This window comes from Lactobacillus sp. HMSC08B12 (genome assembly GCF_001808415.1).
Classification (GTDB): Bacteria; Bacillota; Bacilli; order Lactobacillales; family Lactobacillaceae; genus Lactobacillus; species Lactobacillus delbrueckii.
In genome coordinates, this window is record NZ_KV793146.1 from 1 (window position 1) to 11,444 (window position 11,444).

The 11,444-nt window shown below is 50.8% G+C and carries 12 protein-coding genes; 10 read left to right on the plus strand and 2 right to left on the minus strand.

Features of this window, described 5'->3' with window-relative positions; all coding sequences use genetic code 11:
• Positions 1-88: 88 nt before the first annotated feature.
• Entirely contained in the window at positions 89-559 is a 471-nt protein-coding gene (cbpB, locus tag HMPREF3168_RS04505; protein WP_070488666.1) for a cyclic-di-AMP-binding protein CbpB, read from the minus strand.
• 602 nt (positions 560-1,161) lie between these two features.
• Between cbpB and HMPREF3168_RS04515 the strand changes: the two genes are divergently transcribed.
• The 7 genes from HMPREF3168_RS04515 to dltD all read left to right on the plus strand — a co-directional run bounded on the left by HMPREF3168_RS04515 (position 1,162) and on the right by dltD (position 7,386).
• Positions 1,162-2,370 carry a YncE family protein gene (locus HMPREF3168_RS04515; RefSeq protein WP_002878361.1) on the plus strand — a complete coding sequence of 403 codons (1,209 nt, stop codon included), beginning with the start codon at positions 1,162-1,164 and terminating at the stop codon, positions 2,368-2,370.
• A gap of 36 nt (positions 2,371-2,406) precedes the next feature.
• Complete coding sequence (locus tag HMPREF3168_RS04520; protein WP_035162145.1) at positions 2,407-2,709, plus strand: hypothetical protein; 303 nt, start codon at positions 2,407-2,409, stop codon at positions 2,707-2,709.
• A 192-nt stretch (positions 2,710-2,901) separates the two neighbouring features.
• On the plus strand, positions 2,902-3,051 hold the full coding sequence (dltX, locus tag HMPREF3168_RS09805) for a teichoic acid D-Ala incorporation-associated protein DltX (RefSeq protein WP_002878364.1): 150 nt from the start codon (positions 2,902-2,904) through the stop codon (positions 3,049-3,051).
• A 15-nt stretch (positions 3,052-3,066) separates the two neighbouring features.
• Complete coding sequence (dltA, locus tag HMPREF3168_RS04525; RefSeq protein ID WP_070488670.1) at positions 3,067-4,569, plus strand: D-alanine--poly(phosphoribitol) ligase subunit DltA; 1,503 nt, start codon at positions 3,067-3,069, stop codon at positions 4,567-4,569.
• A complete protein-coding gene (gene dltB / locus HMPREF3168_RS04530; protein WP_070488672.1) occupies positions 4,566-5,798 on the plus strand; it encodes a D-alanyl-lipoteichoic acid biosynthesis protein DltB in 1,233 nt (410 codons plus the stop codon). Before dltA ends, dltB begins: the two co-directional genes overlap by 4 nt.
• A 69-nt stretch (positions 5,799-5,867) precedes the next feature.
• Positions 5,868-6,110: a D-alanine--poly(phosphoribitol) ligase subunit DltC gene (gene dltC, locus HMPREF3168_RS04535; protein WP_035162154.1), complete on the plus strand. Its 243-nt coding sequence runs from the start codon at positions 5,868-5,870 to the stop codon at positions 6,108-6,110.
• A complete protein-coding gene (dltD, locus tag HMPREF3168_RS04540; protein ID WP_070488674.1) occupies positions 6,100-7,386 on the plus strand; it encodes a D-alanyl-lipoteichoic acid biosynthesis protein DltD in 1,287 nt (428 codons plus the stop codon). The genes dltC and dltD overlap by 11 nt, the downstream gene beginning before the upstream one ends.
• 174 nt (positions 7,387-7,560) lie before the next feature.
• Here dltD and HMPREF3168_RS04545 read toward each other — a convergent pair whose 3' ends face one another.
• Positions 7,561-7,785 carry a hypothetical protein gene (locus HMPREF3168_RS04545; protein ID WP_003613653.1) on the minus strand — a complete coding sequence of 75 codons (225 nt, stop codon included), beginning with the start codon at positions 7,783-7,785 and terminating at the stop codon, positions 7,561-7,563.
• Positions 7,786-7,944: 159 nt separating this feature from the next.
• Between HMPREF3168_RS04545 and HMPREF3168_RS04550 the strand changes: the two genes are divergently transcribed.
• The 3 genes from HMPREF3168_RS04550 (at position 7,945) to HMPREF3168_RS04560 (ending at position 11,101) form a co-directional block, all read left to right on the plus strand.
• Positions 7,945-8,334, plus strand: a complete 390-nt coding sequence (locus tag HMPREF3168_RS04550) for an iron-sulfur cluster biosynthesis family protein (RefSeq protein WP_070488676.1) — start codon at positions 7,945-7,947, stop codon at positions 8,332-8,334.
• A gap of 136 nt (positions 8,335-8,470) precedes the next feature.
• Positions 8,471-10,471: an ABC transporter ATP-binding protein/permease gene (locus tag HMPREF3168_RS04555; protein ID WP_003613647.1), complete on the plus strand. Its 2,001-nt coding sequence runs from the start codon at positions 8,471-8,473 to the stop codon at positions 10,469-10,471.
• Between the two features lie 3 nt (positions 10,472-10,474).
• On the plus strand, positions 10,475-11,101 hold the full coding sequence (locus tag HMPREF3168_RS04560) for a TetR/AcrR family transcriptional regulator (RefSeq protein WP_003613644.1): 627 nt from the start codon (positions 10,475-10,477) through the stop codon (positions 11,099-11,101).
• Positions 11,102-11,444 lie beyond the last annotated feature (343 nt).

The window sequence follows — 11,444 nt, forward strand, 5'->3', positions numbered from 1 at the left end:
CATTTACACAAGTTTTTATACTGAACCTTTCTTACACTGAAAATGCTTATGATTGTAATTGTTAATTCTCCGCTTCTAATTTAAGGACCTACTTCTTGTCAACCGTGACATAGTGGTCGTCAAAAGTGTGGGCCAGGTAGTTGAAGGCCTTGAACCATTCTCGCCTGGTGATCATCCCTTGAAAGACCCCCTGGTCGTCGACAACGGGGAGGAAGTTGTTGTCAACGAGCAGGTGGAGCTGGGTCTCGATGTCTTTTTCCGTAAAGTTGATGGAAACGAAGTCAGTCTCCATGACATCCTTGACCTTGTACTTGTTCAAAGGCTTAACGGAAATGCCATCCAGGTCCAGCATCTTGTCGGTGATCATGGCCAGGCTTAAGAGGCCGGTGATCTGGCCCTTCTTGTTCAAGACGGGAATCTTGGCATACTTGACCTTGGTTAAGATCAAGAAGGCATGGTAAAGGGGATTGTCTTCTTCAACGATGGCAATCTTGCTGGCCGGAATCAAAAAGGAGCCGGACTTTTCCGCGAGAACGCGTTGAATAGCTGCTGAAATCATCAACCTAATTCCTTATATTTTTTCTATGCTAATTTTTTTGACATAATTTAAGTATAAAACTATTTGGGAAAAAGAAAAAAAGAAAAAAAGAAAAAGGCCTGCTCGCGCAGGCCTAATTGGTTTTCATCTACTTTGGAGGAGTAAGAATGAATGAAATAAAAAAGTGGGAGTACTTGTAACGAGTTCTACCAGCTCGTTACATGTTTATCATACAGGGTAATTCTCAATAAAGGGTTCGGAATTCCTTAACAAAGAGTAAAGAATTGCTTACGGATCTATAAAGACCTCTTCAAGCAACAAAAAAGCTCACGCAACGCACGTGAGCCGAAAGGGATAGATATGAATCGACTATGGAGTCAGTCGATATTTTTCATTTACTTTGGAGGAGTATGAATGAAAAACAAAAAGTTGAGTGTAGTAACAAGCTCTCGCTTGCTACGGTCATTATATTATACTGGAAATGTGAACAAAGTATGACATTTAGCGAAAAAATTCAAAAAAAGCCAAAAAAAGTGCTTCGCCCCTGGCCGGGCTTGTTAAGATAGAGGGGAATTTTCTTTTTTAGGGGGAAAATTGCAGAAAAAAGGCCGGAAGGAGGGCCAATGGGCAAAAAAGACAGAAAAAGCGGAAAGAAACTAGTCAGCCGGAAGAAGCACCATTTTCACCGGAAGCTGCGCCTGCTGATTTTTAACCTAATCCTGCTGGCGGGCCTGGCAGCCTGGGGCTATTACTGGGCCTATCCGGCTTACAGCCAGTGGCAGATGAAGCAGGCCATGCTGGCGGCCCGGCCCAAGCTGACCAAGGCCAAGGACGGAACCAGCACCAGCCCGGCCTGGCACAAGCTGACAGCCTACCGGAAGGCGATCCGGGACAATTACAGTTTCGTCTACCAGGCCGCCTACCAGACCCCGAAAAGGACGACGGTGGGCCAGGACGTGGTCATCCCGGGCCTCATTTCGACGCGGAGCTATGACTACCAGGCGAAAAAGATTACTTCAGCCAGCGCCATGACCCCCCAGGGGATCGCCGTGGTCTACAATTATCTTTTGATCACGGCCTATGACGGCCAGCACCGGCATGCCTCGGTCATTTATGTTTTAGACAAAAAGACGGGGAAATTTTTGAAAACGGTCCGCTTGCCAGGCCGGCAGCACCTGGGCGGGATTGCTTATGACCCTAAGGGAATGCAGATCTGGCTGACCGGGTCAAAGGACGGGCAGTCAGCCTTGATGTCCTTCTCCTTGGCCAAATTGATCGAATACGTGGCCAGCGCCAAGACTAGCGACCAGCTGGTTTATGATCATGAGATTCCGATCAACTCGATCGCCAAGGCCTCAGCTCTGACTTATTACGATGACCAGCTCTTTGTCGGCTATTTCAATGAAAATGGCCATGGCAAGGTCGCCAGCTACAAGCTGGCCCGGTCCGGCCAGTACAAAAACACCATCACCACCAGTGAGATTTCCAGTATCAACGAGTCCGTTTCCTGGTCTGACCCAGACGGGACGACCAGTATGAACAAGCAGATCCAGGGCCTGGCCATCTACGGGGACAAAATTTTCCTCAGCCAGTCATATGGTAGCCAGGATTCCAAGCTCTACATCTTCCCGATCACGGCCGTGAACAACCTCGACGAGTCAAATGCCGAGCAGGTGGTCAGGATGCCGCCTTACTTAGAGCAGATCACAGTCTATAAGGGCCAGCTGCTCTGCCTCTTTGAATCGGCCTCCAGCCAGTATGCCCGCCAGGATATCACGGTCATGGACCGGACCCTGTCGGTCAATATCAACGCCCTGCTGGACAATAACTGATAAATAGCGAATATCATATAAAGGAGACAATAAAAAATGGATAGCCAACTTGCTAAGAAAATCATCATCGACGTGCAGATTTCCGGCTGGTCCTGCCTGATCCCGGCCAGCGGCCTGCTCTACCTCTACCAGGTCACTCATTACGCCAGCTTCTTGTGGGGCCTGGCCCTGGTCGTTTTGTACGCAGCCTACGTGCTGGCGACCGCCAAGCTGGACAAGTGGCAGTATCCAAGCTACGTTTTGCGGATGAGCTTGATCGCGATGTTCTTCGTCGGCTTACTGCCTTCAATTCCGCTTTTGTTCTGCTACAGCCAGGAGCGTAAGGCCGGATTGAAGTAGTTTTTTGCAAAAATATAAGGTGAAGGACTAGTTTTTTGTGTTTTTTAATACGTTAAGAAATGGTAAAATGTCAGAAGACTGTGAACGAAATATGAATAATGTGTTACAGTTGACTGTAATAAAAAAGTAAGTTGTGTTGTTTCATTCTGTTGGGATAGCAGACTCTGGTGAAAAGAAGAGGAGATGAGCTTAATGGAAAACAAGACACCAGTCAGCCGGGGGAAGGTCATCCGGTCTTTTATCCTGCGAACCCTGCTTTACAGCCTCATTTTATTAGGCTTGATTTATTTGTATGAATATTGTGGCTTGGGTTCAACTGGCTTTATTTACAATGAATTTTAGGAGAGTTGAGTGGAAATGAGAAATATTGTCAAGACGATCGATGAGATCGCGCAAAGAGAACCAGACCGGGTAGTTTACGACTACCTGGGTCAAAAGAACACCTACGCTGACTTGATCAAGCGGGCTAACAGCTGGGCAGCCTTGTTAAAGGAAAAAGCACCGGCCAAGGTACCCGTTATGATTTGGGGCGGGCAGACTTTTGACATGCTGGCTTGCTTCTTAGGTTGTGTAAAGAGCGGGCACTGCTACGTGCCAATCGCCGACTATTCTAACGCTGAAAGAATCGACCTGGTCAGAGAAGTCTCTGCCTCCCCGGTCTTGATCGCCATCAGCGACTTGCCGGAAGTCGACCTGGGCGACTTGACCCTGCTTAAGCCGGACGACGTTCCGGAAGAGGGGACAGCGGATGAGGCAGACTACGTCAAGGGCGATGAAAACTTCTACATCATTTGTACTTCCGGGACGACCGGTAAGCCTAAGGGGGTCCAGATCAGCCACGACAACCTGGTTAGCTTCGTTGACTGGGAACTGAAGGACTTTGACCTGCCGGACCATCCGCGCTTTTTGGCCCAGGCCCCTTACTCATTTGACCTGTCAGTCATGAGCATCTACCCGGCCCTGTTGAGCGGCGGGGAACTGGTTGTTTTGCCTCACGAAGTGACGGAAAACTTTGCCCAGCTCTTCAAGGCCTTGCCGGAAACCGACGTAAATGTCTGGGTGTCAACTCCGTCCTTTGCCCAAATGTGCTTCCTGGACCGGATTTTTGACGCAGAACACCACGCCGGCCTCAGCCACTTCCTCTTCTGCGGGGAAGAACTGCCCCGCAAGGAAGTTGAAATGCTCAAGAAACGCTTCCCGGACAGCCGGATTTTTAATACCTACGGGCCAACGGAAGCGACCGTGGCAGTCACGCAAGTGGAGATCACCCCGGAAATTCTGGAAAAATATGACCGCCTGCCAATCGGCTATGTCAAGGAAGATACGGAAATCACCATTGACCGCAGCCAGGGCGATGACGGCAAGAGCGGGGAAATGATCATCGCCGGCCCGTCAGTTTCCAAGGCCTACATCAATAACCCGGAAAAGACCGAAGAAGCCTTTTACCAGGAAGACGGCGTTCAGCACTACCGGACCGGGGACGTGGGCTACTTTGACGGGGACCTGCTCTTCTACAAGGGCCGGATCGGTTTCCAGATCAAGTTCAACGGCTACCGGATCGAGCTGGAAGAAATCAACTTCTACATGAACCAGAATCCGCTGGTCCGCCACGCGGTTGCTGCCCCGATCTACAAGCCTGACCACACGATCAAGCAATTGGTAGCCGTGGTTGAGTTAAACGACGGGGTCAGCCGCAAGTTCGCTGAAGGGACCATTACCAAGCAGATCAGAGACGGCCTGGCCAAGGACGTGATGCCGTACATGATCCCGCAGCGCTACCTTTACAAAGACGCCCTGCCGATCTCCCAGAACGGGAAGGTCGACATCAAGGCGGTCATCAAGGAGGTTAACCAGGCGTGATAAATCTGCAACCATATGAAAACCCGCAGTACTTTGTCTACCTGTTGATCGCGCTTTTGCCTTTGATTATCGGCCTTTACTTCGGCAAGCGCTACAAGTGGTACGAAGCCCTGGTCTCCCTTGCTTTCATCTTCCTCATCTTCGACGCGGACAAGTGGCAGCAGGGGGTAACCTTGATCTGCTATATCGTCTACCAGTTCCTGGTAACTTTTGCCTACCAGCACTACCGGAAGAAGACGGGGAAGGCCAATAAGACCTGGGTCTTCTGCCTGGCCGTGATCCTGGCTATCCTGCCTTTGGTCGGGGTAAAAATCTGGCCGATCGTGCCCCATAAGCAGGGGATCGACTTCGGCTTCTTAGGGATTTCCTACCTGACCTTCAAGACGGTCCAGGTGGTCATGGAGCTGCGCGACGGGACGATCAAGCAGGTGGATCCGGTTATGTACGCCCGCTTCCTCTTGTTTTTCCCGACCATCTCCAGCGGCCCGATCGACCGCTACCGCCGCTTCGTCAAGGACTATGACAAGGCACCGAGCCGGGAAGACTACATTAAGGACCTCTCTTACGCGGTCAGATACCTCTTCCAGGGCTTCTTGTACAAGTTCCTCCTGGGCTGGTTCTTCGGGACCTACTGCCTGCCATACCTTGAGCAGCAGGCCATCCTGGCCGGGCGGATGTATCCTTTGCACCTGTCCTGGTGGCTTTTAGGGGTCATGTACTGCTACTCAATGTACCTGTTCTTTGACTTCGCGGGCTACTCCCTCTTCGCCGTGTCGATTTCCTACTTTATGGGCATCCACACGCCGATGAACTTCAACAAGCCTTTCGCGGCCCACAACATCAAGGAATTCTGGAACCGCTGGCACATGACTCTGTCCTTCTGGTTCAGAGACTTCATCTTCATGCGCTTCACCTTCTTCGCGATGAAGAAGCGCTTGATCAAGAACCGGAACCGCCTGGCGCAAGCGGCCTACCTGGTCAACTTCATGGTAATGGCGGTCTGGCACGGTTTGACCTGGTACTACATCGTCTACGGTCTTTACCACGCCCTGGCCATCATCATCAACGACATCTGGCTCCGCTTCAAGAAGAAGCACAAGCTGGTCAAGCACAACAAGTTCACTGAAGCGGTGGCAATTTTCGTGACCTTCAACGTGGTCTGCCTCAGCTTCTTGATCTTCTCAGGCTTCTTGAACAACCTGTGGTTCAACGTGCCGCTGGGCAAGTAATTTTTTTAAGAAATTAACAGAAAAAAGAAAAAGATCTAAAGAAATAGATTTAACAAGAAGAGGAAAATTATGGATATTCAAAAGCAAATCGTTGACATTTTAGCTGAAGCAACTGGTGAAGACTTCTCAGACAACATGGATCAAGAACTCTACGAGAGCGGGATCATGGACTCCATGTCCACTGTGCAGATGCTCTTGACCCTGCAGGAAACCTTCGACATCACCGTTCCGGTTTCTGAATTCAACCGCGACGACTGGAATACCCCGAACAAGCTGGTTGAACAGGTGAAGAAACTGCAAGATGAAGAATAAGACAAAACTTTGGCTGATCTTTGGGCCAGTCATCTGCGCGGTGCTCTTGCTGATGGGGATCTTATCCCTGCCTTGGGAGCGGACCTTCTCAAAGGGCAGCCTTTTCCAGGCCGCCGCTTCGCAGACCACGACTGTCTTCAAGGGCAAGGCCATGCGGCAGAAGGCCTATAAGCAGGGCTATGTGCCTTTCTACGGGTCAAGTGAACTGTCGCGTTTTGACAACATGCACCCGACTGTCCTGGCTACCAAGTACCATCGTTCCTACACGCCTTTCCTGCTTGGGGGACCGGGCAGCCAGTCCCTGGCTCAATACCTGGGGATGCAGGAGGCGCCAAGCAAGAAGGCCGTGGTGATTATTTCACCGCAATGGTTCACGCCCCAGGGGCAGAACCCGGATGCCTTTACCCTCTACTACTCGCCTCTGCATGCCAGCGACTTTATTTTGAACGCTAAAGACACGGAAGCTGACCGCTACGCGGCCCGCCGCCTTTTACAAATGCCAAGCGTGAAGAGTGAGCACGTGATCCACCATGCCCTGCTGGAAATCGCGGCCGGGGTGGGGATCTCCAAGATGGAGCGCTACTACCTCCGCTGGCGGCGGCAGATCTACTCCACGGAAGACAAGTTCTTTACTTCCCTGCAGCTGCGCGACCGCCTGCCAAAGATTGAGCAGCAGGGGGCCAAGCTGCCGGATACCTACTCTTACGAGGGCTTGAAGAAGGCCTCAGAGAAGGAAGCCAAGAAGGATACCAAGGGCAACCGCTTTGGGATCCGGACTAGTTTTTACAAAAAGCGCTTGAATGCCAAGCTGCTCAAGAAACTGAAGGGGAGCCAGAAGAAGTTCAACTATGTTGAATCCCCGGAATACTCGGACTTCGAGCTGCTCTTGAACCAGTTCGCCAAGGACAAGACCCAGGTTCTCTTCATTATTCCGCCAGTTAACGCCAAGTGGCAGAAGTACACTGGCTTGTCACTGAAGATGTATGACACGGCTACGACTAAGATCAAGCACCAGCTGATCAGCCAGGGCTTTGACAACATCTATGACCTGTCCAAGGACGGCAAGAAGAAGTACTTCATGGAAGACACCATCCACCTGGGCTGGAACGGCTGGCTGGCCGTTGACCAGGCAGTCAAGCCTTTTATGGAGCAGAAGTACGCGGAACCGGAATACGCGATTAACGACTACTACCTGACCAAGACTTGGCGGGAAAAGAAAAAGCTGCCGACGGTGGCTTTGACGAATAAAGACGTCCTGGCAAAATTAAAAAAATAAGCTTTCGGGGCGAAAAGATTGTCCGAAAGCCAGTTTGAGTATATAATCTATCTTGTGTCAAATGCTTAGGCTGTTTTCTCCGGTAGCGAAAACAGCCCTTAATATGTGGTTTGCTTTGGCACGCACTGTGTGGGCCTAATTCCAATGTTGGTGGAATTGGGCTTTTTTGTTTGCCTATTCAAGCCAGTCGTAGCTGCTGAAGAACTGTTCCAGCTGGTAGTCGCTGCCGTCTTCGCTGTCCTTGAGCAACTGGGCGATCCGCTTTTTGCCCAGTTTTTTGACCAGCAGCTGTTTGACGGCCTGGTTGATGATGGCGTCCCTGTCTGTCCCGCTTTGGTCTTGGTAGGCCTGAAGCAGGATGGCCAGTTCGTCGTCCAGGTTAAATTTGACTTTAGTCATGTGGTCCACCTCCTCACACTTTTTAGGGAAATTATAACATTCTTAAGCATTTTTCCGCCCTTAGAGGGAAGAAAATTGACCTGGATCAATTTTTGCTGAGAAAAAACGTGCTACACTCAAACTATCAAAAAATAATTAATTCCGATGGGAGGTAACAATATGGTTAAAATGACTTTTAGTCCGGAAGCTGGAGAATTTTTGCAAAAGAAGCTGGGAAACAAGCCAGTCTTGATCCTGGCTTTAAATGACGGGTCCAACAAGTACTCACTGCAGGGCGGAAGTTGCACGATAGGGGCTAACTTCCAGTTCGTCGCCCTGGACCAGGCAGACGCGGACTACCAAATCAAGATCGACAACGATTTAGGTCTAGACTTGTACACGGGCCAGGCGGAAATGGGCTTCTTGGATGACAGCTTGAGCGTTGGCGAACAGTACGGGATGCTGTCCTTGAGCGACGGCAGCGGCTTGATTGACAGCGCGGTCGGCGTCAACGTTTACGAGCCAAGCAAACTTACCGCTGAACAGATTCAAAACGGCGCCAGCTGCTAAGAACGTGAAAAAAACATGACTTCGGAATTTTCCGGGGTCATGTTTTTTGTTTTGCTTGACAGAAGCTGGGAGAGGGATTAATATGACAACATGTCATATGACAAGTTGTCATATTTTTGCATAAGGAGACGGATAGATGACAGTTCTTGAATTGAAAGACGTCAAAAAGTACTACAAGATGCCGGGCGGGGGCCAGTACGAGGCCTTGCGCGGGGTCAATGCGAAATTTGCCGCCGGGGAAATGGTCGCCATCGTCGGGGAATCTGGGTCAGGCAAGTCGACCTTGATGAACACGATCGGGGGCCTGGACTCTGACTTTGAAGGGGCCATTTTATACGAAGGGAAGAACCTGCGTGATTTTTCCCAAAAGGAAATGGTTAACTACCATAAGAAATCAATCGGTTTTATTTTTCAAAACTTCAACTTGATCCCCCACCTGGACTTGATCGACAACGTGTCAATCGCCATGACCCTGTCCAACGCGGATGAAAAAACGCGGCGCGGCCGGGCGGAAGAGCTCTTGACCCAGGTGGGCCTGAAGGACCACATGCACAAGAAGCCCGATCAGTTGTCCGGCGGGCAGAAGCAGCGGGTGGCCATTGCCCGGGCTTTGGCCAATGACCCGGACGTGATCATCGCCGATGAACCAACCGGGGCCCTGGACGCGGACACGACTGACGTGATTTTGAACATGATCAGAGACATCGCGGCTTCAGGCAAGCTGGTTCTGATGGTTACCCACTCAGACAAGGTGGCCAGCCACTGCAGCCGGGTTCTGCGGATCGACCAGGGGCAGATCGTCAGCGACCAGGAACAAAAGCCCCTGGACCACCACCTGGAGCAGAGAACTGAAGTTAAGATCCAGCAGATGAGCCTCTTTAAGGCGATCTCTTTGGCTTTTAAGAACATGAAGGCCAAGTTTGGCCGCAACGCCCTGGTTTCAACCGGGATGGGGATCGGGATCATGTCCGTAATCCTCATGCTCAGCCTGGGCAAGGGGGTTACCTCTTATGTCAGCGGGCAGATGAGCACCTACTCCAATCCCCTGGTCGCGGAAATCCAGAAGACTTCCAGCCAGAAGATGCGCCAGCAGGGGATGCAGGCCCAGCAAACCGGGGACAAGGCAGCCCTGGCCAAGCAGCAGCAAAACAATATGGCCTCTTTGTCCGGGACCAGCAGCGCTTCGGCTTTTAGCAAGCAGGACTTAAAGAAGCTGGAGAAGATCGCCCATGTCAAAAAGCTGCAGAAGGGCTACAGCGCGATTTCCCTGGGGACCAACCAGCTGAAATACGGCAAGAAGACGGCTAGCATGATCTACCTTAAGACGGTCAATGATGGGATCGCCAAGTCAGAGGTCAAGAAGGGCCGCTTGCCTAAGGCTGGCAAGGACGAGGTCATGATCGACAGCGGCAGCGCCGACAACTTGGGCAAGAAGATCTTAGGCAAGAAGGTCAAGGCAAGTTTGCAGATCGGGACCAAGACTATCACCAAAACGGTCAAGGTAGTCGGGATCTATGAAGCTTCCGGTTCCGGCCAGGTCAGCACCCTACTTTTGCCCTACAGCGACTTGGCAAAAATCTTCAAAGACAACGGCTTGAGCTTGAAGGCAAACGTGGTCTACTTGACGGCAACGGACAAGCAGTACACTTCTTCTATCAAGCAGGCAGCCAAGGACAAGGGCTTTGCCGGCTCAATGCAGGAGCAGATGACGGAAATGTTTGACAGCATCTTGAGCGTTTTGACTTACGTTCTGACGGCTATCGCGGCAGTTTCCCTTTTGGTTTCAGCTATCATGATCCTGGTTGTCTTGAACATCTCGGTAGTCGAAAGAACCCAGGAAATTGGGGTCATGAAGGCCCTGGGTGCCCGGCGCAAGGACATCCGGCGGATCTTCTCCAGCGAAGCCTTTTTGCTGGGCCTGGCTTCCGGGATTGTCGGCATTGCTTTGACCTGGCTTTTGGCCCAGGGGATCAACAGCTTCACCCAGTCAGCCTTTAAGGCGGCCGTGGTCAGCTTGACCCCGCAATACGCCTTGACTGGCTTGCTCATCAGCATTGTCATCAGCATGATCGCCGGGATCCTGCCAGCCAACCACGCTTCCAAGCTGGATCCAGTTGAAGCTTTGCGGAAGGAGTAAAAAATGCCCAGCCAGACTTTTTTCAACCTGCCTAAGGAAAAGCAGGATCGGATTATGGCAGCGGCCCGGGAGGAATTTTTTACCCACAGCTTCGATGAAGCTTCCATCAACCGCTTGATCAAGGCGGCGGGGATCCCCCGGGGGAGCTTTTACCAGTATTTTGCGGATAAGGAAGACGTCTACTTTTACCTGGGTGACCAGATCAGCCAGCGGATGATCGAAGGCGCCCGGAAAGAATTAGCTGCTTACGGCTATGATCCTTTTGCCCTGGCCAGGAAGGTCCTGCCCCAGTGGCTGGATGAAATCTTCTATGGGGAAAACGCGGCCTTCTTCTACCGGAAGATTGACATGCTGCACTCCCAGCAAGTGCCCCGGCCCAAGCAGGCAGAAGACCCGCTGGCCTGCCTGTCGGCTCAGGAAATTGCCGGTTTGACAGCTAAGGTTGCTTTGCAGGACCGGACTGACTTGAAATTTCTCCTGCACAGCCTGCTCTTGGCCTTCATCAGCTGCCTTAGTGAAGGAGCAGAAGACTATGAAGCCGGCCGGCCCGTCGATACGGCCAAGCTGGCCCAAGTCCTGGACCGCCGCTTGAGCTACCTGGAAAATGGCTTTAAGAAGAAAGCAGATTGAAATAAGAGCAAGAACTAAGAAACCGTGGATTTGATCCGCGGCTTTTCTTTTTTACCGGGAAATAACATTTTTTTGAAAAAGTCTTCCGGTAAAAATGACCTAAAAGCGAACTAAAAGACTGCTTCTCCCAGATTAAGCCAGATAAAATTAAACAAAAGGCAAAAGAAAGAAAAAATAAAAATGACAACTAAGCCGTGTGTTCACATAATAAACCGAATAAAATGACCAATTTGACGAAAGGACAAAAAGAAGGTAAAGTATTATTTGTCTTGAAATGAGCCAAGTGCTTGAAGCAAGACAAAAATAAATATCAAAAAACTTGTTGACAAGAATCAAACAAGCG